This window comes from Mesorhizobium humile, assembly GCF_033977215.1.
GTDB lineage: Bacteria > Pseudomonadota > Alphaproteobacteria > Rhizobiales > Rhizobiaceae > Mesorhizobium > Mesorhizobium humile.
The window spans coordinates 1-25,777 of the sequence record NZ_JAVIIV010000006.1 but is presented as its reverse complement, the minus strand read 5'-3'; the positions used below and the strand labels follow the sequence as shown (position 1 = coordinate 25,777).

The following is a 25,777-nucleotide window of genomic DNA, read 5'->3' as shown; positions in this document are numbered from 1 at the left end:
ACGCATGAATTTATCCCGAAACCGGTTCCCACTTTCGGGAGACATGCTTTAGCGCAAAAGGAAAAGGCCGCCGCTTCTCGATGAAGCCGGCGGCCTTCCGTGTTTCCGTCCATGACGCGGCTCCTGGCGGCAACCCCTTCGGGCTACCTGCCGCGCGTCTCGCGCCTTAACGGGAAGACTGCTTCCCGGAAGTGCAATCCGCTGAGCTCACGTTATAGGAAACGAAATCACTCGACATCGGATCACCTCCTTTCAGTTCGTTGAACACACCCAGATGATGGGGTGTGTCGCGACGAAAGACAAGATGACGTGACGGAATGGCCATGCTTCGAGCCGGGAAACCTGCTCTTGCGGTGCTTTTGCGCAACAGATCGGGATTGCGGTCCACAGGCCGGTGGACGACAGTGCGGCCTGGGAATGGGGCGGAGGCTATATAACGGGAGGTGGAATGGACGCCGCCGACAGAGCCGCGCGGATCGTACGCAAGGTTGTCGAAACGCTGAAGCCGGGTTTTGCGGTCAGGCTGTGGACCGGCGAGCGGATCGGGCCAGCCGGCGGCCCGGTGCTCGCCATCAACGACCAGGACATTGTCTGGCAGCTGGTCCGGCGGCCGACCTTCTCGACCCTGGTGGAGATGTGGATTTCCAAGACGGTCGATATCGAAGAAGGGACGCTGTTCGATCTCTATGCCCTGCCGTCGCAAGGCAAGCTCAAGACGAAGCTCAAATCCCTGCCCAAGCTGGCAATCCTGCGCGACCTGCCGGCTGTGCTGTTTTCGCGCAAGCAGATGACGGCGCGCAGCGATCTTTCCGGCCGCAAGCCTTTCGTCAGCGGCTCGAACAAGGAGGCGATCCGGCATCATTATGACATTTCGAATGATTTCTACCGGCTCTTCCTCGACGAGCGCATGGTCTACAGCTGCGGCTATTTCAGGGATTTCGCCAACGGCATCGACCAGGCGCAGGTCGACAAGCTCGACCACATCTGCCGCAAGCTGAGACTAAAACCGGGCGAAAGGCTGCTCGACATCGGTTGCGGCTGGGGCGCCATGCTCATTCACGCGGCGAAGAATTACGGCGTCGTCGGCCACGGCGTCTCGCTGTCGCAAGCCCAGACCGACCTTGCCCGCGAGCGCATTCGCGCCGAGGGGCTGGAGGATCGCATCACAATCGAGATAAAGTCCTATGCCGAGCTGTCGGGCACATTCGACAAGATCTCGTCGATCGGCATGTTCGAGCATCTGGGGCTCGCCAACCACGCCACCTACTTCTCGGCTGTCCACCGCTTGCTGAAGCCCGGCGGCATATATCTCCACCACGCCATCACCAGGCGCAGCAAGGGCGACATCAGGAAGACGCTGCGCAAGGGGCCGGAATACAAGGCGCTGATCAAATACATCTTCCCCGGAGGCGAACTCGACACGATCGGCATGACGCTCGGCAATCTCGAGGCGCATGGATTCCTCGTCTACGACGTGGAGAACCTGCGCGAGCACTATGCCCGCACCTGCAGGCTGTGGGCGGAGCGCCTGCATGCGCGGTTCGACGAGGCCGTCGCCGAGGTGGGAGAGGCCAAGGCGCGGCTCTGGCTGCTCTATTTGACCGGTTGCTCGATCACCTTCGAGCGCGCCTCGGCGCAGATTTTCCAGACCGTCGCCACCAGGCGAGCCCGCGGCCCGAGCGGCCTGCCGCCGACACGGGCGGATCTTTATCGGTAGGTCCGGCCGGCTTCAATCCATCAAGCGCATCGGCACGCCGACTTCGATCCGCGCGGGCCGGTCGACGGTGCAATAGACGCCGAGATTGTGGGCGTTGTGGCGCACCAGGTTGCGCAGGATGCCGGGATCGGTGTCGAAACCGTCCTGGGCGATGATGGTGAAGCCGCAGCGGCGGCAAGGCTCGGAGACGGTGAGCAGCAATTCGCCGACGGCCAGTTTCCTGCCGATCCATTCCGTCTCCGGAAAGGCGCCTTCGACCGGGTCCATGTCGACGACGATGTTGGGGCGGAAGCGGCGCGGATCGGGCGTGCCCTCGGGATGCAGTGCCTTCAGCCTGGCGAGCGAGGCGGTGGTGAGCAGGTGGATCGGCGCCTTGGTGTAGCGGGCCTCGGTCAGCGGGCCGGCATAGAAGGGCGTCGCGTTCGGCGCGCCGAACGGCCGGATCGCGGCGTCGAAGCCGAGAAAGGCGGATATGGCGCGGTCGCTTCGAGGATCGGGCGCCGGCAGCCAGTCGCCGCCGGGCACGGCCACGTCGAGCCGCCATTCCTTGCTCGGCAGGGCTTCGCTCAGCCGGGTGCGGATCAGCGGCACCTTGTGCCATCTCGCCTCGCGGTCGGGCCTGGCGATCTCGCCGTCGGCATCGACCAGGCCGAACAGCCGGTCGCCCTCAACGGTCTTCAGCCCGACGGAGATGACATCCAGCCGCTCGCCGGCGAGCGAGCTCGCCGGATAGCGCCAGAGCTGGCTGACGGTGCCGAGCTCGCCGGTCATCAGCCCTTCTTGTTCTGCCGGTTGGCGACGAGGTCGTCGACCACGGCCGGATCGGCCAGCGTCGAGGTGTCGCCGAGCGCGGCGAAATCATCCTCGGCGATCTTGCGCAGGATGCGGCGCATGATCTTGCCCGAGCGGGTCTTGGGCAGGCCCGGCGCGAACTGGATCTTGTCGGGCGTGGCGATGGCGCCGATCTCCTTGCGCACATGCGCGACGAGTTCCTTGCGCAGCTCCTCGCTCGACGTGGCGCCGGCCATCAGCGTCACGTAGCAGTAGATGCCCTGCCCCTTGATGTCATGCGGGTAGCCGACGACGGCAGCTTCGGAGACCTTGTCGTGGCTGACCAGCGCCGATTCGACCTCTGCCGTTCCCATGCGGTGGCCGGAGACGTTGATGACGTCGTCGACGCGGCCGGTGATCCAGTAATAGCCGTCGGCATCGCGGCGGCAGCCGTCGCCGGTGAAATACTTGCCCTTGTAGGTCGAGAAATAGGTCTGCACGAAGCGGTCGTGGTCACCATAGACGGTGCGCATCTGGCCCGGCCAGGAATCGGTAATGCAGAGATTGCCGTCGGTGGCGCCGTCCAGCACCTTGCCTTCGCCGTCGACCAGCTCAGGCTGGACGCCGAAGAAGGGCCGCGTGGCGGAGCCGGCCTTGAGGTCGGTGGCGCCCGGCAGCGGCGTGATCATGATGCCGCCGGTCTCGGTCTGCCACCAGGTGTCGACGATCGGCACCTTGGCGTTGCCGACGACGTTGTAATACCACTCCCAGGCTTCCGGATTGATCGGTTCGCCGACCGAGCCCAGAACGCGCAGCGATTTTCGCGACGTCTTGGTAACGTGGGCATCGCCGGCGCCCATCAGCGCGCGCAGCGCCGTCGGCGCGGTGTAGAAGATGTTGACCTTGTGCTTGTCGATGACATCCCAGAAGCGCGACTGCGAGGGATAGTTCGGCACGCCCTCGAACATCAGCGTCGTGGCGCCGTTGGCCAAGGGCCCGTAGACGATGTAGCTGTGGCCGGTGACCCAGCCGACATCGGCCGTGCACCAGTAGATGTCGCCGTCATGGTAGTCGAAGACATATTGGTGCGTCATCGAGGCATAGACGAGATAGCCGGCCGTGGTATGCAGCACGCCCTTCGGCTTGCCGGTCGAACCAGAGGTGTAGAGGATGAAAAGCGGGTCTTCCGCTTTCATCTTCTCCGGCTTGCAGTCGGCCTTCACCGTGGCGATCTCGTCGTGGTACCAGACATCGCGGCCCGGCGCCCAGCCGACCTTGCCGCCGGTGCGGCGGACCACGACGACCTTGTCGACCATCACATGCTGCCTGGCCGCGATGTCGATGGCCTTGTCGGTGTTGTCCTTCAGCGGGATCGGCTTGCCGCCGCGCAGGCCTTCATCGGCGGTGATGACGAAGGTCGATTCGCAATCGACGATGCGACCGGCCAGCGCATCCGGCGAAAAGCCGCCGAAGACGATCGAATGGATGGCGCCGATGCGCGTGCAGGCCAGCATCGCGTAGGCGGCCTCCGGGATCATCGGCATGTAGATGGTGACGCGGTCGCCTTTCTTGACGCCGTGCTTCTTCATCACATTGGCGAGCCGGCAGACATGCGCGTGGAGCTCGTTGTAGGTGATCTTCTTGTCGTCGTAAGGGTTGTCGCCTTCCCAGATGATCGCGGTCTGGTCGCCGCGCTTCTTCAGATGCCGGTCGATGCAGTTGTAGGAGACGTTGGTCAGCCCGTCCTCGAACCACTTGATCGAGACCTTGCCGTTGAAGGAGGTGTTCTTGACCTTGGTGAAAGGCTTGAACCAGTCGATGCGCTTGCCGTGCTTGCCCCAGAACTTGTCCGGTGACTTCACGCTGTCGGCATACCATTTGAGATAAGTATCGTTGTCGATCAACGCGTTCTTCTTCCACGCCGGCTGGACGCGGTGGACATGCACATCGGACATTTTTCAGCTTTCCTCCCGAACCATTCCGCCGGCTTGGGTCGCCGGCGGTATCGCGGCGAAGCGGCCGCGAATTCGCGGCCATTATTAACAGTTCCGCCGTGACGGCAATATTAGACGTTGGATTCGCGCGGCGGGATGACGCAGGGGCAACCCTACGCGCTATTAGCAGTCTCGCTGTGCGGCTGCTAACTGCCTGTTTTAACGAGAAAAATTTTGAAGGACGGCGAAAAAATCCATAGACAGTTAAGCAACCGTGCGCACAATTCGGCGTTGGGAGGAAGGAGAATCAACCAAGGAAACGCAATGCGCGACAATTCCGAAATGGACCTGATGCTCAGGGGATACGGGCTGACCACGGCCAAGATCCTTTATCACTACCCGGACCACCCGCACCTGCTGCAAAGCTTCGTCTGGCAGGATTACGACATAGCGCCGAAGTTCCCGGTCCTGATCCGCTTCATCGAGTTCTGGAAGACCAGGCTCGACGGCCCGCTGCATTCGGTCACCTACACGCATCACAAGCTGATCGCGCCGAATGAGTGGCGCAAGGTGGACGGGGAGTTTCTGGTGCACTGAGGCGTCGCAGGACTCTCCGGACGTCGAACGTTTGGCGGAAACGCCCATCACTTCGTCATCCTCGGGTCGTCGCGACGCCGCTTCGCGACTGCTTCGCCCGTGGATGACGAAGTTCAGGAGCCGCGGCTAATCGCATACGTTCGCGACCGCACCGATAGGGACGGTCGCAACACACTCACACCGCCGGCGGGTTCAGCCGGGCGAAACCTTCCTGACGCCGATAGGGAAAGTACGGGTAGGGCGCCGTCACGGCGCTCGCTTCATCGAGCGCCTTGATCTGCTCAGGCGTCAGCGCCCAATCGACGGCGCCGAGATTCTGCCGCAACTGCTCCTCGTTGCGGGCGCCGATGATCACCGACGATACGGTCGGCCGCTGGAGGAGCCAGTTGATGGCGACCTGCGGCACGGTCTTGCCGGTCTCGGCGGCGACCGCTTCCAGCGCATCGACCACCTTGAAAAGCTGCTCGTCCTCGACCGGCGGGCCGAAATCGGCGGTGTCGTGCAGCCGGCTCTTTTCCGGCAAGGGCTGTCCGCGGCGGATCTTGCCGGTCAGCCGGCCCCAGCCGAGCGGGCTCCACACCAGCGCGCCGACGCCCTGGTCGAGGCCGAGCGGCATCAGCTCCCATTCATAGTCGCGGCCGACCAGCGAATAATAGACCTGATGTGCGACATAGCGCGGGTAGCCGTGCCTGTCGGCCAGGCCGAGCGACTTCATCACCTGCCAGCCGGAGAAATTGGAGACGCCGACATAGCGCAGCTTGCCGGAGCGCACGAGGTCGTCCAGCGCCGACAGCACCTCCTCGATCGGCGTCGAGGCATCGAAGGCGTGAAGCTGCAAGAGATCGATATAGTCGGTGCCGAGGCGCTTCAGCGCCGCGTCGACGGAGCGGATCAGGCGCGAGCGCGACGAGCCCCAGTCGGCCGGGCCGTCGCCCATCGGCAGGGACGTCTTGGTCGAGACCAGCACCGCGTCGCGGCGGCCTTTGATCGCCTCGCCAAGCACTTCCTCCGAAGCGCCGTTGGAATAGACATCGGCTGTGTCGAAGAGGTTGACGCCCGCCTCCAGGCAGATGTCGACCAGCCGGCGCGCCTCCTTGGCGTCGCTGTTGCCCCAATGGCTGAAGAGCGGGCCGGAGCCGCCGAAGGTTCCGGCGCCGAAGGAAAGGGCGGGCACTTTCAGGCCCGAGGCGCCGAGAGGTCGATAGTCCATGTTTTTTCTCCTGATTGGATGAAGGAATCAGCGCTCAGCCCTGAGCCGTGACCGGCTTGCCGATCGCGCGGCCGCGTTCGAGGCGCAGCGCCAGAAGCACCACGCCGAGCGCGGCGAGCGGCACCAGGCCGGCAACGAGGGGGACAGCGCCGAGGCCGGGGCCGTGGTCGATGACGAAGCCGCCAAGCCAGGCGCCGATGGCGTTGCCGAGATTGAAGGCGGCAATGTTGAAGGAGGACGCCAGGCCCTGGCCGGCGCCCTCGGCCTTCTCCAGCACCCACATCTGCAGCGGCGCGACGGTGGCGAAGGCGGCAGCACCGAGCAGGCCGACGGCGACGATCGCCGCGATCGGCTGATGGATCGCCACGGTCATGACGAACAGCACCGCCGACAGCGCGACCAGCGTTCCGACGACCGTCGGCACCAAGTGCCGGTCGGCAAGGCGTCCGCCAAGCAGGTTGCCCGCGACCAGTCCGCCGCCGAAGACAAGCAGGATCGGGGACACCGAGGCTTCGGAAAAGCCGGTGACGCGGGTGAGGATCGGCGCCAGATAGGTGAAGGCGGCAAAGACGCCGACCCAGCTCAGCACCGTGGTCAACAGGCCGAGCAGCACCGGCCGGCGGGCGAGCACGGCGAGCGTGCCTTCGGAGCTTTCCTCCTCGTCCGTGGCGGCCGGCTCGTCGCGCGGCACCAGCAACGCGATCACGGCAAAGGCGACGACGCCGACCAGCGTGACGGCCAGGAAGCTCGAACGCCAGCCATAGGCCTGGCCGAGCCAGGTGCCGAAGGGGACGCCGAGGATGTTGGCGACGGTGAGGCCGGTGAACATCAGCGCGATCGCCGAGGCCTTCCTGTTCGGGGCGACCAGGCTGGTGGCGACGACGGAACCGACGCCGAAGAAGGAGGCGTGGGCGAAGGCGGTCAGCACACGCGCCGCCATCAGCGTCCAGTAGTCGGGCGCCAGCGCGCAGGCGAGGTTGCCGACGGTGAAGACCACCATGAGCGCAAGCAGCAAGGTCTTGCGCGGCAGGCGGCCGGTCAGTGCGCCAAGCAGCGGCGCGCCGACGACGACGCCCAGCGCATAGCCGGAAATGAGCAGGCCCGCCGCCGAGATCGAAACGCCGAGATCGGCGCTGACGTCGAGCAGCAGGCCCATGATGACGAATTCGGTGACGCCGATGCCGAAGGCGCCGGCGGTGAGGGCATAAAGAGCAAGAGGCATGGCGGTGGTCCGGTTGATCTGAGTGGACGCAGTCCCCGCGCCCCTTTTGTTGGAACATGATCTTTGCCGAAAACCGGTTCCCCACTTTTCGGGATCATGCATCGACCGGAAGATCGTGATCCGCCAAGCTGTGAACCAGCCTTGCATCAGGCATATTTTCTGTGAAATAGATTCACGAATGGCGAGACCCGACATCAACCGCTCCGGCGAGATCGAGGTGTTCGTCCGCGTCGTTCAGGCGGGCAGTTTTTCCGCCGCGGCGCGGGCGTTGCGCATGACGCCGTCAGCGGTGAGCAAGCTGATCGCGAGGCTGGAGGCGCGGCTTGGCGCGCGGCTCATCAGCCGCTCGACGCGCAAGCTGCAGCTGACGCCGGAGGGCGCGGCCTTCCACGACAGCGGCCTGCGCATCCTCGCCGATCTCGACGCGGCTGAACGGGAAGCGGCTGCGGGCGCTGCGCCGCGTGGCCGGCTGAGGGTCAATTGCTATGTGCCGTTCGGCCAGCACCGGCTGATGCCGCTGTTGCCGCGCTTCCTCGAACGCTACCCGGAAATCTCGGTCGAGGCGGTGCTGACCGACAGCGTCATCGACCTGATGGAGGAGCGCGCCGATGTCGCCATCCGCGCCGGCCCGCTGCGCGAGTCACGGCTGGTGGCGCGCAAGCTCGGCCAGAGCCGGATGGTGGTGGTCGCCGCACCGGCCTATCTCGAAGCGCGCGGCACGCCGCAAACGCCGGCCGATTTGGCCAGCCACAATCTGCTCGCCTTCGGCTTCGTGCGGCATATAGACGGCCTGCCATTCGTCGATGCAAAAGGCGCGTCAGTCATGGTTCCGATCGCCGGGAATTCGACGGTCAGCGACGGCGAAGCGATGCGGCTGACGACGTTGGCGGGAGCAGGCATCGCAAGGCTGGCGCGCTGGCATGTCGAGCCCGATATGGCCGCCGGGCGGCTCGTGCAACTGCTGGAGGCGTTCAACCCCGGCGACGAAGAGCCGACGCATGCCGTCTATGTCGGCCAGGGCAAGCATCTGCCGGCGCGGGTGCGTGCTTTCCTCGACTTTCTGGCGGAGACCGTTCGTCTCTGAATAAGGAAAGAGCCGCGTGTCCAAGGGCACGCGGCTCTGACCTGTCTGCTCAAAGTGAAAGGAATTACGTCTTCGGCACGAACGGCGCCGGCCGGCGCCCGGCGCCTTGCCGCTCCAGCATCCAGCCGGGATATTCGGCGGGCAGCGCGCTGACCTCGTCGAGCCTGGCGAGATCATCGGCGTCGAGCTTCAAGCCGGTCGCGGCGAGATTCTGTTCGAGCTGGTCCATGCGGCTGGCGCCGATGATGACGCTCATGACGAAGGGCTTGGCCAGCACATAACCCAGCGCCACCGTGGCGACGCTGACGTCGTGCTTCTTCGCGACCTCGCGCATGACGGCGACGGCCGCCCAGGCGCGGTCCTCGTTGACCGGCGGGAAGTTGAAGGAGGCACGGCGGCCTTCGCCATTGCCCGGTGCGCCGGGCCCGTATTTGCCGGAGAGCAGCCCGCCGGCCATTGGCGACCAGACCATCAGGCCTAGCTTTTCCTCGTTGATCAGCGGCACGATCTCGCGTTCGAGATCGCGGCCGGCGATGGAGTAATAGGACTGGATGGTCTCGAAGCGGGCAAAGCCCTTGCGCTCGGCAATGCCAAGCGCCTTGGCGATGCGCCAGGCCTGCCAGTTGGAGACGCCGACATAACGCACCTTGCCGCTGGCGACGAGATCGTCGAGCGCGCGCAGGGTCTCGTCGATCGGCGTCACGGTGTCGGTGCCGTGCAACTGGTAAAGGTCGATATGGTCGAGCTGTAGCCGCTCCAGGCTGCCGTCGACCGAGTCCATGATGTGGCCGCGCGACGAGCCACGCTCATTGGGCCCGTTGCCCATGGTGCCATGCACCTTGGTGGCGATGATGACGTCGGACCTTTTGACACCGAGGTCCTTGAGCGATTGGCCCAGCAACTGCTCGGACTGGCCGACGGAATAGACGTCGGCCGTATCGAAGAAATTGACGCCGGCGGCAATCGAGCGGCCGACGATTTCGTTAACGCCCTTCTGGTCGAGGCTGGCGATCAGCCCCCATTGGGCGTTCTGGCCGGCGGCGCCGAAGGTCATGGTGCCGAGGCAGAGTTCGGAAACGAACAGGCCGGTGTTGCCAAGCTGGTTGTAGCGCATGGTGAGCTTCCCCGAGAACAGGATTGAATGACAGGATCGAATGACAAGAGGCAAATAGGAACGGACCGTTTCGTTTCAAGCCCGGGCGCAAGCGTAGTGGTCAACTTGGCGTGAAGTTGCCCATCAGCGGATTTGGAACGGTCAGACTTCCCAGGGATTGACGACTGTCACGCCCACGCCTTCGAAGTCGGCGACATTTCGTGTGACGAGTATCAGGTCGTGCACGAGGGCGGTTGCCGCGATGAGGGTGTCGGCGCTCCCTCGCGTACGTCCCGCCGTAATGCGGCCCCATGCGAGGGCGACCTCTTCCGTGATCGCGAGGATGCGGTCCGCATTGTCTCGGCGCAGTTCCCGCAGCCAGACATCAAGCCGCGCTGCCCTGTCGGGATCGGTGTTGCGTTGCTTGACGATTCCACGTTCGATCTCACCAATGGTGATAACACTGAGACTGATCGAGGTCGGATCAACCGAAGCGAGCCAGGCGGTTGGTTTGGGCAGCCGCCTTTGCACGTCCGAAACCACGTTCGTGTCGAGCAGGTACATCAAAGATCAATATCCCGGATCATCGTAGCCGAGCGACGGGTGATTTCCTTGTCAAACTCATCGTCCCAGCCCGGGCCGGCCAAAAGATATTCGGCGAGCGATTTCTTCTTCCCGGCAAGGCGATCATAGTCCTCCACGGACAGCACGACCGCAGCCCGTTCGCCGCGAAGTGTCACCGTTTGGGGCCCCTCCGTCCTCGCGCGCTGTACCACCTTTGAAAAATTGTTCTTCGCGTCCTGAAGATGCCAGTTCATGCATCGCTCCTAGCTAGCTTGGCTAGATATAATGCTGATATCCCTCATTATCAATCGAGGTGAGCGAGCATGCCGCCCTTCGCTACCGGCTGCCGAAGATCGCCGAGCCGACCCTTACGCTGGTCGCGCCGAAGGCGATGGCGGTCTCGTAGTCGCCGGACATGCCCATCGAAAGCTTTGCGACGCCGGCTTCGCGGGCGAGCTTTTCCAGCAGCGCGAAATGCGGGCCAGGGTTCTCATCGGCCGGCGGAATGCACATCAGGCCTTCGATGGCGAGACCATAACCATCGCGGCAGCGCTTGACGAAAGCGACCGCCTCGCGCGGCTCGATGCCGGCCTTCTGCAGCTCGGAGCCGGTGTTGACCTGCACGTAAAGCTTGGGTGTCCGGCCCTGCCGGGTCATCTCCTTGGCCAGTTCGGCGGCTATCTTTTCGCGGTCGACCGTCTCGATGACATCGAAAAGTGCCACCGCTTCCTTGGCCTTGTTGGACTGCAGCGGGCCGATCAGGTGCAACTCCAGATCGGCGAATGCCGCTCGCAGCGCCGGCCATTTGCCCTGCGCTTCCTGCACGCGGTTCTCGCCGAAGACGCGCTGGCCCGCCTCGATGACGGGGCGGATGTCCTCGGCAGCGAAGGTCTTCGATACCGCCACCAGCGTGACGGCGCCGGGTTGGCGCTTCGCCTCGCGTTCGGCGCCCGCGATCTTCGCCTTGACGGCGTGAAGCTGCTCTACGGCGCTCGCCATGCCACTATCCTGCCTATGGTTTTAACGCCGGCGCCGGCTCGCCGCAGTTGACGGGTCCGGCAATCCATGGTGAACACCGCGACGACATAGTCTCGGCTGCCGGCCTAGGCGTGTTGATATTCAGGTGATGCCGGCCTGCAAATGCCGGTTTCCTGCGCTTCCGGTGCTCGCGTACCTTAAGTACGCTCCGCTCCGGTTCTTGGAACCCGCCATTTTCGGCTCGGCCTGACCTGAATATCAACACGCCTTGGTCCAGCACCGCGCCCCTGCTTTTAAGTGAAAAACATCCGATGGCAACCGAACGTTACAATCCGCGCACCTCCGAGCCCAAATGGCAGAAGGCCTGGGCCGAAAAGAAGCTGTTCGAGGCCCGCAACGACGACCCGAAGCCGAAATATTACGTGCTCGAGATGTTCCCTTATCCGTCGGGCAAGATCCATATCGGCCACACCCGCAACTATACGATGGGCGACGTGGTGGCGCGCTACAAGCGCGCCAAGGGTTTCAACGTGCTGCATCCGATGGGCTGGGACGCTTTCGGCATGCCGGCCGAAAACGCCGCCATGCAGAACAAGGTCCATCCCAAGGACTGGACCTATGAAAACATCGCGGTGATGCGCGAGCAGCTCAAGATGATGGGGCTGTCGCTCGACTGGGCGCGCGAGTTCGCTACCTGCGACGTCGACTACTACCACCGCCAGCAGATGCTGTTCCTCGACTTCGTCGAGAAGGGGCTGGTGACGCGCAAGTCCTCCAAGGTCAATTGGGACCCGGAGGACATGACGGTGCTTGCCAACGAGCAGGTCATCGACGGCCGCGGCTGGCGCTCGGGCGCGCTGGTCGAGCAGCGCGAGCTGACGCAGTGGTTCTTCAAGATCACCGACTTCGCGCAGGACCTGCTGGACTCGCTCAACCGCCTCGACGAATGGCCGGAAAAGGTCAAGCTGATGCAGCACAACTGGATCGGCCGCTCGGAAGGGCTGCTGATCCGCTGGCCGCTGGCAAAGCCGGTTGGCGATACGCATGAGCTGGAAGTCTACACCACCCGGCCCGACACCATCTTCGGCGCCTCCTTCATGGCGGTCGCAGCCGACCATCCGCTGGCGAGAAAAGCCGCCGAGAGCAATGTCGAGCTGGCGAAGTTCATCGAGGAGGTCCGCCATATGGGCACCTCGGTGGCGGCGCTCGAGACGGCCGAGAAGAAGGGTTTCGACACCGGCATCCGCGTCGTCCATCCGTTCGACGAGAACTGGACGCTGCCGATCTATGTCGCCAATTTCGTGCTGATGGAATACGGCACCGGCGCCATTTTCGGCTGCCCGTCTGGCGACCAGCGCGATCTCGACTTCGCCAACAAATACGGCCTGCCGGTGATCCCGGTGGTGATGCCGGAACACGCCGACGCCAAGACCTTCCAGATCATCGAGGAGGCCTATGTCGACGACGGCGTGATGATCAACTCGCGCTTCCTCGACGGCATGAAGCCCGAGAAGGCTTTCGATGAAGTTGCGAAGCTGCTGGAGCAGAAAAGTATCGGCGGCCGGCCGATGGCGGAGCGCAAGGTGAATTTCCGCCTGCGCGACTGGGGCATCTCGCGCCAGCGCTACTGGGGCTGCCCGATCCCGATGATCCATTGCGAGGCCTGCGGCGTGGTGCCGGTGCCGAAGGCCGACCTGCCGGTGAAGCTGCCCGACGACATCGAGTTCGACCGTCCGGGCAACCCGCTCGACCGGCATCCGACATGGCGGCATGTCAAGTGCCCGCAATGCGGCCGCGATGCGCGGCGCGAGACCGACACGATGGACACCTTCGTCGATTCGTCCTGGTATTTCGCGCGCTTCACCGCGCCCTGGGCAAACGAGCCGACCGAGCCGAAAGCGGCCGACGAATGGCTGGCCGTCGACCAGTATATCGGCGGCATCGAACACGCGATCCTGCATCTGCTCTATTCGCGCTTCTTCACCCGCGCCATGCGCGAGACCGGTCACCTCAATCTGGCCGAGCCGTTCAAGGGCCTGTTCACGCAAGGCATGGTGGTGCACGAGACCTACCGGGTCGGCGGTCCTTCGACCAACGGCCGCTGGCTGTCGCCGCCTGAGGTCAGGATCGAGGACGCCGGCGGCAAGCGCCGCGCCGTGGAGATCGCCACCGGCGAGGAGGCGACGATCGGCGCGCTCGAGAAGATGTCGAAGTCGAAGAAGAACACGGTGAGTCCGGAAGAGATCACCGACGGCTACGGCGCCGACACGGCGCGCTGGTTCATGCTGTCGGACTCACCGCCGGAGCGCGACGTCGAATGGACCGACGACGGCGCCGCCGGGGCGCACCGCTTCGTGCAGCGCATCTGGCGCCTGGTGCAGATCGCGAACGAGCAGCTGGAAGGCGTGAAGCCCGCGGCGGCGAAGGATGGCGATGCGGGGACCGTTTCCAAGGCCGCGCACAAGATCCTGAAGGCGGTCGGCGAGGACATCGAGAAGCTCGGCTTCAACCGGGCGATCGCCCGCATCTACGAGCTTGCCAACGTGCTGGCGACGCCGCTCGCCGACGTTGCCGAAGGCAAGGCGGACGCCGCGCTGAAAAGCGCCTGCCGCGAGGCGGTGGAAATCCTGGTGCACATCATCGCCCCGGTCATGCCGCATCTGGCGGAGGAATGCTGGCAGGCGCTGGGCGGCGCCGAGATGGTCGCCGAGCGGCCCTGGCCAGTCTACGATCCGGCCTTGGTCGTCGACAACGAGATCGTGCTGCCGGTGCAGGTCAACGGCAAGAAGCGCGGGGATTTGACAATTGCCCGCGACGCGGATCAAGGTGCCGTCGAAAAAGCGGTTCTGGCTCTCGACTTCGTGCAAAAAGCACTGGAAGGTAAGGCTCCGCGCAAGGTGATCATCGTCCCGCAGAGGATCGTCAATGTCGTTGCCTGATCCGGTGAAGTCAGAAGCGGCCCGCCTGCGCGGCCGCTTGGCGGTCTGCGGCATGGTCGCCGCGCTGGCGCTGGTCTCGGCCTGCACCGTGCGGCCGCTCTATTCCAACCAGCCGCTGTCGCCCGGATCGACGCTCAGCGCGTCCGCCGAGCTCGCCTCGATCTCGATCAAGCCGGTCAACACCCGCTACGCGCAGCAGGTGCGCAACAATCTGATCTTCGCCTTCGGGCAAGGCTCGGGTGAGCCGGCTTCCCCGGCCTACGTGCTCGATCTCGGCGTCACCGAGTTGGTCGAATCGGCTGCAATCGTGCAGGTGCAGACCCAGGAAGACGAGCCGACGGCGGGCACGGTCACGCTGACCGCCAATTACGTGCTGCGCGATACCGCGACCAACACCGTGATTGCCGTCGGCAAGCGCTCGATCCCGTCGTCCTTCGACCGGCCGCGCCAGGAATTCGCGGCCTACCGGGCGCAGATCGACGCCGAGAACCGCGCCGCGCGGGAGCTTGCCGATCTGCTGCGACTGTCGATCGCGCAGGATTTGGCCAAGCACGGCAAAAAAGCCTAGTTCCCCGCCGGGGATTGGCTGAAGCCATCCGAACCTCGTCATCCTAGGGCGGAGCAGCCGCGAAGCGGCGTCGCGTAGACCCGAGGATCCATTCCGTTACCTCAGTCTAAAAGTGCAGCGGTGCAGAATTCTGCACCGTTGCGACGCTCGTATGTCACGGAATGGATCCTCGGGTCTGCGCGCGTCGCTTCGCTCCTTGCTCCGCCCGTGGATGACGATCGTGATGGGCGTTTCGGCCAATCGCCAAGGCATAGGCACTCCGCCAACTAAAAAAGGCCGGTTGCCCGGCCTTTTTTGTTCTGGCGGGAAAACCGGCGTCAGCCGATCTTCTGGCCGGTCTTGGCCCAGTCGGCAAGGAACTGCGCGAGGCCCTTGTCGGTCAGCGGGTGACTGACCAGCGCCTTCAGCGTCGCCGGCGGCGCGGTCACGACATCGGCGCCGATCAGCGCGGCCTGCTTGACGTGGTTCACCGTGCGCACCGAGGCGGTCAGGATCTCGGTCTTGAAATCGTAATTGTCGTAGATGGTGCGGATTTCCGAGATCAGCTCCATGCCGTCGGAACCGGTGTCGTCGATGCGGCCGACGAAGGGCGAAATGAACGAGGCGCCGGCCTTGGCGGCGAGCAGCGCCTGGTTGGCCGAGAAGCAGAGCGTTACGTTGACCATGCGGTTCATCTGAGTGCGGATCGTCTTGCAGGCCTTCAGCCCGTCCAGCGTCAGCGGCACCTTGATGCAGACATTCGGCGCGATCTTGGCCAGCACCTCGGCCTCGGCCATCATGTCCTTGAACTCGGTCGCCACGACCTCGGCCGAGACCGGGCCTTCGACGATGTCGCAGATCTGCTTGGTGACGTCGGCGATCTTGCCGCCCGATTTGAGGATCAGCGACGGGTTGGTGGTGACGCCGTCCAGCAGCCCAAGATCGTTGAGCTCCTTGATTTCCTTGATGTCAGCGGTGTCGACAAAAAACTTCATGGCTGTCTCCTTGGGGATCGCCCGGCGGTCGCCAGGCATATGCGAGGGTCCTCTTTGATCTAGACCAAAGTCAGGGCAAGGTCACGCCTGATGATGGAAGATTCGCCCTTTGTCGCAGCCGCGCCGGTGCTGGTGCCGATGCCTGCCGAACGGCCCTACACCTATGCCGTGCCGCCGGGCATGCGCGTGGTGCCGGGCTCGATCGTGCGCGTGCCGCTTGGGCCGCGCCAGGTCGCTGGCATCGTCTGGGACGGCGCCGTCGAAACCGTCGATGCGAAGAAGCTGCGGCCGATCGAGGAGGTGTTCAACTGCCCGCCGATCGACAAGGCGATGCGCCGCTTCGTCGCCTGGATCGCGCAATACACATTGTCGGCGCCCGGCATGGTGGCGCGCATGCTGCTCAGGGCCCCCGAGGCTTTCGACCCGGAGCCGTGGATCGAAGGGCTGCAGCGCACGCTGGCCGAGCCGGACCGATTGACCGACGCGCGGCGGCGGGTGCTGGAAACCGCGGAGGGCGGCCTCGCCTGGACGCGCTCGGGGCTCGCGCATGCGGCGGGTGTGTCCTCGACCGTCATCGACGGATTGCGGGCGCAGGGCGTGTTCGAGACGGTGATGATCCCGCCGCGACCGGTGGTGGCGGCGCCCGATCCCGGCCATGCCGTGCCGGATTTGATGCCGGACCAGAAAGCGGCGGCGCAGAAGCTTCGCGCCGCTGTCGCCGCCGATGCCTTCAACGTCACCCTGCTAGACGGCGTCACCGGATCGGGCAAGACGGAAGTCTATTTCGAAGCGGTGGCGGCGGCGCTCGACAAGGGCAGGCAGGTGCTGATCCTGTTGCCGGAAATCGCGCTGACGCATGCCTTCCTCGAACGCTTCCAGGACCGGTTCGGCGCCAAGCCGGGGGAGTGGCACTCGGACCTGCCGCCCCGGATGCGCGAACGCGTCTGGCGGCAGGTGGCCGAAGGCGGCGTGCGCGTCGTCGCCGGCGCGCGCTCGGCGCTGTTCCTGCCGTTCAAGGAACTCGGCCTGATCGTCGTCGACGAGGAGCACGATCCCGCCTACAAGCAGGAAGATCGCGTCTTTTACAATGCGCGCGACATGGCGGTTGTGCGCGGCCATATCGGTGCTTTCCCCGTCGTGCTCGCCTCGGCGACGCCTTCGGTGGAAAGCCGGGTCAACGCCAGCCAGGGCCGGTACGACCGGGCCGTGTTGTCGTCGCGCTTCGCCGAGGCGGCGCTCCCCGACCTCAAGTCGATCGACATGCGGCGCTCGCCGCCGGCGCGCGGCGGCTTCCTGTCTCCGGTCCTCCTGGAACAGATGCGGCATACGCTGGAGAGACAAGAACAGTCGCTGCTCTTCCTCAACCGGCGCGGCTATGCGCCGCTGACGCTCTGCCGCGTCTGCGGCCATCGCTTCGGCTGTCCCGTCTGCTCGGCCTGGCTGGTCGAGCACCGGTTTCGCGGCCAGCTCGTCTGCCACCATTGCGGCCACAATGAGCGGCGGCCGGAGGCCTGCCCGGAATGCGGCACGCTCGACCATCTGGTGGCCTGCGGTCCCGGCGTCGAGCGCATCGCCGAGGAAGTGGTCGGGCATTTCCCCGATGCCCGCACCATCGTGCTGTCCTCGGACCTTCTGGGCGGCGTGCGCCGGCTTCGGCTCGAGCTCGAGGCCGTCGCCAATGGCGAGGCCGACATCGTCATCGGCACGCAGCTCGTCGCCAAGGGTCACAATTTTCCCGGCATGACGCTGGTCGGGGTGGTCGACGCGGATCTGGGATTGGCCAATGGCGATCCGCGCGCCGCCGAGCGCACTTTCCAACTGCTCAGCCAGGTGACGGGGCGCGCCGGCCGCACCGGCAAGAAGAGCCTCGGCCTGCTGCAGACCTACCAGCCGGACCATCCGGTGATGCGGGCGATCGTGTCGGGCGATTCGGAGGCCTTTTACGAGCGCGAGATCGCCGAGCGCGAACGCGCGGCGCTGCCGCCTTTCGGCAGGCTCGCCGGCATCATCGTCAGCGCCGCGACACGGGGCGAGGCCGAAAGCCATGCGCGGGCCTTGAGGCGTGCCGCGCCCACTGCCTCCGACCTCTTCGTGCTTGGACCTGCCGAGGCGCCCTTGTCTTTGATCGGCGGGCGTCACCGCTTCCGCCTGCTGATCCAGGGCGAGCGGCGCGCCGATATGCAAGGCTTCATCCGCGCCATGCTGGCGGAGGGGCCGAAGCTGCGCGGCTCGGTCAGGGTGCAGGTCGACATCGACCCGCAGAGCTTTTTGTGAGTTTGCGGGATTACTCTCTCAGATCACTTTCGGTGAAGGGATTCAGATGGGGTATATCGAGAATTGCAAAATGCCGCACATTGGCCGTTAGGACGGACATGTTATTCAAACGGGCAGTCGAGGCGATCACGACGTCCGCCAAACCGGGATTGAAGCCTTTGGCGATTGCGGCATCTTCCAATTTCCCGGCGTCTCGGGCGATTGCGACGTCCACCGGCAGAATGCGTTGGTCGAATTCCGTCATTAGCCGTTCGAACCAGACCCCAATACGCGACGCCTTCGAACTTGCACCGGATCGCTTCAATTTCGCGATCCCTTTTTCCAACTCCAAGACGACGATGGACGACAGGTGCCAGGAGCCACGCTCCCGCTGTTCGTCTACCCAGGTCAGTACGTGTGAGGGAAGGGGAGGGCGATCAGGCGCAAAGGCTGACAGGAAGGACGTATCGAGCAGATAGCCGCTCAAAAGTCGACGTCCCGTGACGGCGATTCGTTTCGCTCAAATTCGATACCGCCAGGGTACTGAAGCAGGAAGTCGACGAAGGCTTTTTGGCTGCCCTGCGGATAAAGCTTTCGCCCCTCATCAATCGGAACAACCATGGCAATCGCCTTGCCATGCCTGGTGATGGTAGTAGGCTCACCATTCCCCGCGGCCTCGACAAGTGCCGAAAGCCCTGCCTTAGCCTCCCGAAGCTGGACGGTTTTCAAGGCGATCTCCGTTGTAGTCTCATGTGGTCACAATATAGAGATTGCATAGGAAAGGAACAAGTCCAGATGAAAACCCTCGGCCTCATCGGCGGCATGAGCTGGGAATCGACGGCGATCTATTACCGCCTGCTCAACGAGATCGTACGTGATCGCCTGGGCGGGCTACATTCGGCCAAGCTCCTCCTGTGGTCGTTCGATTTCGCCGAGATCGCCGAACGGCAGCATGCGGGCGACTGGGAAGGCGCCGGTGCCCTTCTCGTGGAGGCTGCACGCCAACTGGCGGCGGGTGGTGCCGAAGGCCTGGTGATCTGCACCAACACCATGCACAAGCTGGCTGACGCGGTGCAGGCGGCTATCTCTATCCCGCTCATCCACATCGCCGACGCAACTGGGCATGCCGTCGTCGATGCAGGCGTGAAGCGGCCGGCGCTGCTCGCGACGCGCTTCACCATGGAGCAGGATTTCTACAAGGGTCGGCTTGCCGACAAATACGGGCTGCAGCCGGTGGTGCCGGACCAGCCGGGGCGCGACATGGTGCACAAGGTGATCTATGACGAGCTCTGCCAGGGCATCGTCAAAGGCGAATCGAAATCCGCCTATCTCGACGAAGTCGGCCGGATGCGGCGCACCGACCGGGTGGACGGGGTCATCATGGGCTGCACCGAGATCACCATGCTGATCGGCCAGGGCGATTTCGACGTTCCGGTGTTCGACACGACGCGCATCCATGCCGAGGCCGCGGTCGACTTCGCGCTTGCCTGATGCGCGGTTCCTAATGTGCTCGCCGTCCTCTGGCGCGCTGTTTTTCCCTCGCTAGAATGCCGGTGTTTCAGAACAAGAAATATGAGGGGATTATATGGACTTTGCGTTTCCGTGGCCCGCGAGCCAGGGTGAATGGCTGGCCTGGTCGAGCGCCATCGTGACCCTGGCCCTCGGCCTGTTCCTGTTCCTGGCGCCGGGACTTGCGTTTCGTGTGCTGCGCCTGCAGCCAAGGCCGGAGAAAGCGGCGGCGATCGCCGAGGGACGCGGCCGCATGTCGGGCTTCTATCTCGGCGTCAGCCTGTGCTGCATCCTGTTGGCACAGCCGCTGCTCTACATGGCGCTGGGCTTCTCCTGGCTGTTCACCGCCTTCGGCCGGCTCCTGTCGATGATGTCGGACGGCGCCAACACCCCTTTCAACTGGGCTTCCATCGTGGTTGAATTGGCGCTGGCGGCGCTGCCGCTGGCCTTTGCCTTCGGCTTCGTGCCCTGAATTCGAGACTAAAGCGCGCCGCCTTGAAACGGATTCAAGCGACGCGCTTTAGCTCCTTGTTTCGATGCATGTCGTTCTCCCAAAACCGCTACACACTTTTGGGCGACATGCATTAATCCTGCGCTTAAGGTTGGCCTTCGCCGCCTGATGCGACAAAAGTGCCTGAAAACCATGCCGGGCGATGCATTGCGGTCTTAAAAAGCCTGTGCTAGACGGCAATCGACTTTCGGCAGGGGATAGCGGAAGCCGCATCTCCGTGCTTGAAAATTTGTAATAAGGTCAAAGATTTAGCCAGAGTTTTTGCTCGCGCCAACAATCTGCGGCCTGTCAGACAAGAGAAAAGACGGTCCGTGGCCCAATCGTCATCGCCAATCTCAGCTGTCGCAGAACGCTATGCAGGCTCGCTGTTCGAGCTCGCGCTGCAGGACAATTCAGTCGCCAAGGTCGAGGCCGACCTCACCAGCTTCGAGGCGCTGCTCAATGGCAGCGACGATCTCTCGCGGCTGATCAACAGCCCGGTGTTCTCCAGCGAGGACCAGGCTAGGGCCATCGCCGCCATCGCCGACAAGGCCAAGATCACCGGCCTGGTCGGCAATTTCCTGCGCGTCGTGGCCAAGAACCGCCGCCTGTTCGCGGTGCCCGGCATGATCAAGGCGTTCCGCCAGATCGCCGCCGACCATCGCGGCGAGGCCTCGGCCGAAGTCACCTCGGCGCATGCGCTGACGGCCGCGCAGCAGACTGAACTCAAGGCGACGCTCAAGGGCATCGCCGGCAAGGACGTGGCCATCGCCATGACCGTCGACCCGTCGCTGCTCGGCGGGCTGATCGTCAAGATGGGCTCGCGCCAGATCGATACGTCGCTCAAAACCAAACTCAATTCGCTCAAGCTTGCACTGAAAGAGGTCGGCTGATGGACATCCGCGCCGCGGAAATTTCCGCAATTCTGAAAGACCAGATCAAGAATTTCGGCAAGGAGGCCGAGGTCTCCGAAGTCGGCCAGGTTCTGTCCGTCGGTGACGGCATCGCCCGCGTCTACGGCCTCGACAATGTCCAGGCCGGCGAGATGGTCGAGTTCCCGGGCGGCATCCGCGGCATGGCGCTGAACCTCGAAGCCGACAATGTCGGCGTCGTCATCTTCGGTGCCGACCGCGACATCAAGGAAGGCGACACCGTCAAGCGCACCGGCGCCATCGTCGACGCGCCTGTCGGCATGGGCCTGCTTGGCCGCGTCGTCGACGCGCTGGGCAACCCGATCGACGGCAAGGGCCCGATCAAGGCAACCGAACGCAAGCGTGTCGACGTCAAGGCGCCCGGCATCATTCCGCGCAAGTCGGTGCATGAGCCGATGTCGACCGGCCTCAAGGCCATCGACGCGCTGATCCCGGTCGGCCGCGGCCAGCGCGAACTGGTCATCGGCGACCGCCAGACCGGCAAGACCGCCATCATCCTCGACACGATGCTGAACCAGAAGTCGGTGCACGACAACGGCCCCGAGAAGGAAAAGCTCTACTGCGTCTACGTCGCCGTCGGCCAGAAGCGCTCGACCGTCGCGCAGTTCGTCAAGGTGCTGGAAGAGCGCGGCGCGCTCGAATATTCGATCATCGTGGCCGCCACCGCGTCCGATCCGGCGCCGATGCAGTTCCTGGCGCCGTTCACCGCCTGCACCATGGGCGAATATTTCCGCGACAACGGCATGCATGCGCTGATCAGCTATGACGATCTGTCGAAGCAGGCCGTCGCCTACCGCCAGATGTCGCTGCTGCTGCGCCGCCCGCCGGGCCGCGAAGCCTATCCGGGCGACGTCTTCTACCTGCACTCGCGCCTGCTCGAGCGGGCCGCCAAGCTCAACGACGACAACGGCAACGGTTCGCTGACCGCGCTGCCGATCATCGAGACGCAGGCGAACGACGTGTCGGCCTACATCCCGACCAACGTGATCTCGATCACCGACGGCCAGATCTTCCTCGAGACCAACCTGTTCTTCCAGGGCATCCGTCCGGCGGTGAACGTCGGCCTGTCGGTGTCGCGCGTCGGCTCCTCGGCGCAGATCAAGGCGATGAAGCAGGTCGCCGGCTCCATCAAGGGCGAGCTCGCGCAGTATCGCGAAATGGCGGCCTTCGCGCAGTTCGGCTCCGATCTCGACGCGGCAACGCAGCGTCTGCTCAATCGCGGTTCGCGCCTGACCGAGCTGCTCAAGCAGCCGCAATTCTCGCCGCTCAAGGTCGAGGAACAGGTCTCGGTGATCTTCGCCGGTGTCAACGGCTATCTCGACAAGCTGCCGCTGAACCAGGTCGGCAAGTTCGAGCATGGCCTGCTCAGCCACATGCGCTCGGCCGGCAAGGATGTGCTCGACGCTATCCGCAAGGAGAAGGCGTTGTCGGACGACCTGCGCGCCAAGCTCAAGGCGGAGATCGACGCCTTCGCCAAGACCTTCGCCTAACAACAAGCCGGACGCACGGGATCAGGTTTGAAGCATGCCTTCATTAAAAGACCTTCGTAACCGTATCGCCTCGGTCAAGGCGACGCAGAAGATCACCAAGGCGATGCAGATGGTCGCCGCGGCGAAGCTGCGTCGCGCGCAGGAGGCGGCGGAAGCGGCGCGTCCCTATTCCGAGCGCATGGGCGCGGTTCTGGCCAACATCACCCAGGCGATCGGCGGCGGCGGCGATGCCCCGGCGCTGATGACGGGCACCGGCAGGGACGATGTGCATCTGCTCATCGTCTGCACCGCCGAGCGGGGCCTGTGCGGCGGCTTCAATTCGCAGATCGCGCGCCTTGCCCGCGACCACATCCGCCGGCTTCTCGCCGACGGCAAGCAGGTGAAGATCATCTGTGTCGGCAAGAAGGGCTACGACATCCTGCGCCGCGACTACGCCTCGATGATCCTCGAGCGCGTCGACCTGCGCGAGGTCAAGACGCTCGGCTTCGTCAATGCCGATGCGATCGCGCGCAAGGTCATCCACCTCTTCAACGAGGGCGGCTTCGACATCTGCACGCTGTTCTATTCGCAGTTCAAGTCGGTGATCAGCCAGATCCCGACGGCGCAGCAGATCATCCCGGCGGCGCAGGCTTCGGCCACCGCCGAAGCAGGCAATGGCGGCGGCGCCGTCTATGAATACGAGCCGGAGCCGGGCGAGATCCTCTCCGACCTCATCCCGCGCAACATCGCCGTGCAGGTCTTCCGCGCGCTGCTGGAAAACGCGGCGGGCGAGATGGGCGCCAAGATGAGCGCCATGGACAATGCGACGCGCAACGCCGGCGATATGATCAACAAGCTGTCGATCACCTACAACCGCCAGCGGCAGGCGCAGATCACCAAGGAACTGATCGAGATCATTTCGGGCGCCGAGGCGCTCTAATCACGCGCCGCGCGGGATACCCGGCGGCCAGCGTGAACAACGGATAGACGAAAAGGGCAAAGACGATGGCGAAAGCAGCTACCCCGAAGACCGCCGCCAAGGCGGCACCGGCCCCCAAGGCGGCGAAGGCCCCGGAAGCAGCCGAAAAGGCCGCCGTTCCGGCGAAGAAGGCAGCCGCTCCGGCCAAGGCGGCGAGCGTAGCGACGAAGCGGGTCGGCGCCGCCGGCAAGGTCCGCCAGGTCATCGGCGCCGTCGTCGACGTGCAGTTCGAAGATCATCTGCCCGCCATTCTGAACGCGCTTGAAACCGAAAATGTCGGCAACCGCCTGGTGCTCGAGGTCGCCCAGCATCTCGGCGAGAACACCGTGCGCTGCATCGCCATGGACTCGACCGAAGGCCTGGTCCGCGGCCAGAACGTCTACGACACCGGCGCGCCGATCTCGGTTCCGGTCGGTCCGGGCATGCTCGGCCGCATCATCAACGTCATCGGCGAGCCGGTCGACGAGGAAGGCCCGGTCGACGGCGTCGAGATGCGCGCCATCCACCAGCCCGCTCCGGCCTATGTCGATCAGTCGACGGAAGCGCAGATCCTGGTCACCGGCATCAAGGTTCTCGACCTGCTCGCGCCTTACGCCCGCGGCGGCAAGATCGGCCTGTTCGGCGGCGCCGGCGTCGGCAAGACCGTGCTGATCCAGGAGCTGATCAACAACGTCGCCAAGGCTCACGGCGGCTTCTCGGTGTTCGCCGGCGTCGGCGAGCGCACCCGCGAGGGCAACGACCTCTATCACGAGTTCATCGAATCGGGCGTCAACAAGAAGGGTGGCGGCGCCGGCTCGAAGGCCGCGCTGGTCTACGGCCAGATGAACGAGCCGCCGGGCGCGCGCGCCCGCGTCGGTCTGACCGGCCTGACGGTCGCCGAATATTTCCGCGACCAGGGCCAGGACGTGCTGTTCTTCGTCGATAACATCTTCCGCTTCACGCAGGCGGGCTCGGAAGTGTCGGCGCTGCTCGGCCGTATTCCTTCCGCCGTGGGTTACCAGCCGACGCTGGCCACCGACATGGGCGCGCTGCAGGAACGCATCACGACCACGACCAAGGGTTCGATCACCTCGGTGCAGGCCATCTACGTTCCGGCTGACGACTTGACCGATCCGGCGCCGGCAACCTCGTTCGCCCACCTCGACGCCACGACCGTGCTGAACCGCGCGATCTCGGAAAAGGGCATCTATCCGGCCGTCGATCCGCTGGATTCCACCTCGCGCATGCTCGACCCGATGGTCGTCGGCGAAGAGCACTACCAGGTCGCCCGCCAGGTGCAGTCGATCCTGCAGCGCTACAAGTCGCTGCAGGACATCATCGCCATCCTTGGCATGGACGAGCTGTCGGAAGAGGACAAGCAGACGGTGGCCCGCGCCCGCAAGATCGAGCGCTTCCTGTCGCAGCCGTTCTTCGTCGCCGAAGTGTTCACGGGCGCGCCGGGCAAGCTGGTCGACCTCGCCGACACCATCAAGGGCTTCAAGGGCCTCTGCGCCGGTGACTATGATCACCTGCCGGAAGCCGCCTTCTACATGGTCGGCGGCATCGACGAAGCGGTCGAGAAGGCGCAGCGCCTGGCGGCTGAAGCAGCGTAATTGAGGCAATAGGGAGTAGTCAGTAGTCAGTAGTGAATAGCAGCTGGGTGATCAGGACAAATGTCCTAGCCCTACTCCCTACTCACTATTCCCTACTCACTAATTTGATCATGGCTGAAGCTTTCAAGTTCGAACTGGTCTCGCCGGAGCGGCTGCTCGTTTCCGAGCAGGTCGAGTCCGTCGTCATCCCGGGCGCCGAAGGCGAAATGACGGTGATGGCGCAGCACGCGCCGGTCATGACGACGATCAAGCCCGGCGTCGTCACGATCAAGGCCGCGTCCGGCAAGGAAGACCGCTTTGTCGTGTTCGGCGGTTTCGCCGACATCCTGCCGTCGGGCTGCACGCTGCTTGCCGAATCGGCCGTGCATGTGAACGACATCGACCGCGCGGACCTTGCCCGTCGCATCCAGGACGCCAAGGAAGACGCCGCAGACGCCAAGGACGACGTGGCGCGCAGCCGCGCCGAGCAGTTCCTCAGCCAGCTCACCACGCTGGAAGGCGCGCTGCTGCCAGCCTGACGTTTGCTTAAGGCGGCAAGTCGAGCCGTCTCGGGCGTGATATTGAAAGCGGGGCCTTGCCCCGCTTTTTCGTTTGGGGGACAGTCCGCCTGCCCGACAGCCGCTTCACCGTGGGCACGGTCCCCTACGCAAACGTGGTCGGCAAAGCGGTGCGCCTGTTCTGGAATTCAAACGCGGTCGACTGTGCCGCGCGCCAGGTCGTGAACGGTTCGGGCGACTAGTTCCTCAACACAGTGATTTTGAAGATTGCAGGCTTGTCGGGCAAGGCTATCAACGTCCGCTCGGAGTATTCAGCGCAAACGCTGGTGACGAACTGGAGGCTCCTGAACCTCGTCATTCCAGGGCGGAGCAAGGAGCGAAGCGACGCGCGCAGACCCTGGAATC

At 64.3% G+C, this 25,777-nt stretch carries 25 protein-coding genes; 14 read left to right on the top strand and 11 right to left on the bottom strand.

From position 1 onward, the window contains the following. Window positions 1-448 precede the first annotated feature (448 nt). Window positions 449-1,717, top strand: coding sequence for a cyclopropane-fatty-acyl-phospholipid synthase family protein (locus RFM52_RS11455; RefSeq protein ID WP_320297562.1), 1,269 nt, complete (start codon window positions 449-451; stop codon window positions 1,715-1,717). Between the two features lie 12 nt (window positions 1,718-1,729). On the opposite strand, the gene RFM52_RS11450 is transcribed toward RFM52_RS11455, so the two are convergent. Further along, entirely contained in the window at window positions 1,730-2,488 is a 759-nt protein-coding gene (locus RFM52_RS11450; protein WP_320297563.1) for an MOSC domain-containing protein, read from the bottom strand. Further along, complete coding sequence (acs, locus tag RFM52_RS11445; RefSeq protein ID WP_320297564.1) at window positions 2,488-4,443, bottom strand: acetate--CoA ligase; 1,956 nt, start codon at window positions 4,441-4,443, stop codon at window positions 2,488-2,490. Before acs ends, RFM52_RS11450 begins: the two co-directional genes overlap by 1 nt. A gap of 303 nt (window positions 4,444-4,746) precedes the next feature. On the opposite strand from acs, the gene RFM52_RS11440 reads away from it, so the two are divergent. Then, entirely contained in the window at window positions 4,747-5,019 is a 273-nt protein-coding gene (locus RFM52_RS11440; RefSeq protein ID WP_320297565.1) for an usg protein, read from the top strand. A 175-nt stretch (window positions 5,020-5,194) separates the two neighbouring features. Here the strand turns inward: RFM52_RS11440 and RFM52_RS11435 are convergent, their stop codons facing one another. Both RFM52_RS11435 and RFM52_RS11430 read right to left on the bottom strand, forming a co-directional pair. Beyond that, window positions 5,195-6,229, bottom strand: a complete 1,035-nt coding sequence (locus RFM52_RS11435; RefSeq protein ID WP_320297566.1) for an aldo/keto reductase — start codon at window positions 6,227-6,229, stop codon at window positions 5,195-5,197. Window positions 6,230-6,263: 34 nt separating this feature from the next. After that, window positions 6,264-7,451, bottom strand: coding sequence for an MFS transporter (locus RFM52_RS11430; protein WP_320297567.1), 1,188 nt, complete (start codon window positions 7,449-7,451; stop codon window positions 6,264-6,266). Window positions 7,452-7,629: 178 nt separating this feature from the next. On the opposite strand from RFM52_RS11430, the gene RFM52_RS11425 reads away from it, so the two are divergent. Beyond that, the gene (locus tag RFM52_RS11425) at window positions 7,630-8,535 is read left to right on the top strand and encodes a LysR family transcriptional regulator (protein ID WP_320297568.1); all 906 of its coding nucleotides are present in this window, start codon (window positions 7,630-7,632) and stop codon (window positions 8,533-8,535) included. A 64-nt stretch (window positions 8,536-8,599) separates the two neighbouring features. Here the strand turns inward: RFM52_RS11425 and RFM52_RS11420 are convergent, their stop codons facing one another. The 4 genes from RFM52_RS11420 to RFM52_RS11405 form a co-directional block, all read right to left on the bottom strand. Next, window positions 8,600-9,649 carry an aldo/keto reductase gene (locus RFM52_RS11420; RefSeq protein ID WP_320297569.1) on the bottom strand — a complete coding sequence of 350 codons (1,050 nt, stop codon included), beginning with the start codon at window positions 9,647-9,649 and terminating at the stop codon, window positions 8,600-8,602. Between the two features lie 141 nt (window positions 9,650-9,790). Further along, window positions 9,791-10,192 carry a type II toxin-antitoxin system VapC family toxin gene (locus RFM52_RS11415; protein WP_320297570.1) on the bottom strand — a complete coding sequence of 134 codons (402 nt, stop codon included), beginning with the start codon at window positions 10,190-10,192 and terminating at the stop codon, window positions 9,791-9,793. Further along, on the bottom strand, window positions 10,192-10,446 hold the full coding sequence (locus tag RFM52_RS11410) for a type II toxin-antitoxin system Phd/YefM family antitoxin (protein WP_320297571.1): 255 nt from the start codon (window positions 10,444-10,446) through the stop codon (window positions 10,192-10,194). The genes RFM52_RS11415 and RFM52_RS11410 overlap by 1 nt, the downstream gene beginning before the upstream one ends. Before the next feature lie 82 nt (window positions 10,447-10,528). Continuing rightward, window positions 10,529-11,191, bottom strand: coding sequence for a YggS family pyridoxal phosphate-dependent enzyme (locus RFM52_RS11405; protein WP_320297572.1), 663 nt, complete (start codon window positions 11,189-11,191; stop codon window positions 10,529-10,531). 290 nt (window positions 11,192-11,481) lie between these two features. Here RFM52_RS11405 and leuS point away from each other — a divergent pair, with 290 nt between their 5' ends. Together leuS and lptE are read left to right on the top strand one after the other, a co-directional pair. Further along, on the top strand, window positions 11,482-14,109 hold the full coding sequence (gene leuS, locus RFM52_RS11400) for a leucine--tRNA ligase (RefSeq protein ID WP_320297573.1): 2,628 nt from the start codon (window positions 11,482-11,484) through the stop codon (window positions 14,107-14,109). Then, on the top strand, window positions 14,096-14,677 hold the full coding sequence (lptE, locus tag RFM52_RS11395; RefSeq protein WP_320297574.1) for an LPS assembly lipoprotein LptE: 582 nt from the start codon (window positions 14,096-14,098) through the stop codon (window positions 14,675-14,677). The genes leuS and lptE overlap by 14 nt, the downstream gene beginning before the upstream one ends. Window positions 14,678-14,994: 317 nt before the next feature. Here the strand turns inward: lptE and fsa are convergent, their stop codons facing one another. Next, the gene (gene fsa / locus RFM52_RS11390) at window positions 14,995-15,651 is read right to left on the bottom strand and encodes a fructose-6-phosphate aldolase (RefSeq protein ID WP_320297575.1); all 657 of its coding nucleotides are present in this window, start codon (window positions 15,649-15,651) and stop codon (window positions 14,995-14,997) included. A 90-nt stretch (window positions 15,652-15,741) separates the two neighbouring features. Here fsa and RFM52_RS11385 point away from each other — a divergent pair, with 90 nt between their 5' ends. Beyond that, window positions 15,742-17,925: a primosomal protein N' gene (locus tag RFM52_RS11385; RefSeq protein WP_320297576.1), complete on the top strand. Its 2,184-nt coding sequence runs from the start codon at window positions 15,742-15,744 to the stop codon at window positions 17,923-17,925. Window positions 17,926-17,935: 10 nt separating this feature from the next. Here RFM52_RS11385 and RFM52_RS11380 read toward each other — a convergent pair whose 3' ends face one another. Further along, complete coding sequence (locus RFM52_RS11380) at window positions 17,936-18,391, bottom strand: type II toxin-antitoxin system VapC family toxin (protein WP_320297577.1); 456 nt, start codon at window positions 18,389-18,391, stop codon at window positions 17,936-17,938. Continuing rightward, entirely contained in the window at window positions 18,388-18,633 is a 246-nt protein-coding gene (locus RFM52_RS11375; RefSeq protein ID WP_320297578.1) for a type II toxin-antitoxin system Phd/YefM family antitoxin, read from the bottom strand. Before RFM52_RS11375 ends, RFM52_RS11380 begins: the two co-directional genes overlap by 4 nt. A gap of 66 nt (window positions 18,634-18,699) precedes the next feature. Between RFM52_RS11375 and RFM52_RS11370 the strand changes: the two genes are divergently transcribed. The 8 genes from RFM52_RS11370 (at window position 18,700) to RFM52_RS11335 (ending at window position 25,614) form a co-directional block, all read left to right on the top strand. Continuing rightward, on the top strand, window positions 18,700-19,395 hold the full coding sequence (locus RFM52_RS11370; RefSeq protein ID WP_320297579.1) for an aspartate/glutamate racemase family protein: 696 nt from the start codon (window positions 18,700-18,702) through the stop codon (window positions 19,393-19,395). 94 nt (window positions 19,396-19,489) lie between these two features. Further along, window positions 19,490-19,885, top strand: a complete 396-nt coding sequence (locus RFM52_RS11365; protein ID WP_320297580.1) for an AGROH133_08824 family phage infection protein — start codon at window positions 19,490-19,492, stop codon at window positions 19,883-19,885. Between the two features lie 350 nt (window positions 19,886-20,235). After that, window positions 20,236-20,796, top strand: coding sequence for a F0F1 ATP synthase subunit delta (locus tag RFM52_RS11360; RefSeq protein ID WP_320297581.1), 561 nt, complete (start codon window positions 20,236-20,238; stop codon window positions 20,794-20,796). Further along, a complete protein-coding gene (gene atpA / locus RFM52_RS11355; protein ID WP_320297582.1) occupies window positions 20,796-22,325 on the top strand; it encodes a F0F1 ATP synthase subunit alpha in 1,530 nt (509 codons plus the stop codon). Before RFM52_RS11360 ends, atpA begins: the two co-directional genes overlap by 1 nt. 34 nt (window positions 22,326-22,359) lie before the next feature. Next, complete coding sequence (locus tag RFM52_RS11350) at window positions 22,360-23,244, top strand: F0F1 ATP synthase subunit gamma (protein ID WP_320297583.1); 885 nt, start codon at window positions 22,360-22,362, stop codon at window positions 23,242-23,244. Window positions 23,245-23,309: 65 nt separating this feature from the next. Next, window positions 23,310-24,875, top strand: a complete 1,566-nt coding sequence (gene atpD, locus RFM52_RS11345) for a F0F1 ATP synthase subunit beta (protein ID WP_320297584.1) — start codon at window positions 23,310-23,312, stop codon at window positions 24,873-24,875. A gap of 110 nt (window positions 24,876-24,985) precedes the next feature. Then, complete coding sequence (locus RFM52_RS11340) at window positions 24,986-25,393, top strand: F0F1 ATP synthase subunit epsilon (protein ID WP_320297585.1); 408 nt, start codon at window positions 24,986-24,988, stop codon at window positions 25,391-25,393. Between the two features lie 56 nt (window positions 25,394-25,449). Next, window positions 25,450-25,614: a hypothetical protein gene (locus RFM52_RS11335; protein ID WP_320297586.1), complete on the top strand. Its 165-nt coding sequence runs from the start codon at window positions 25,450-25,452 to the stop codon at window positions 25,612-25,614. Window positions 25,615-25,777 lie beyond the last annotated feature (163 nt).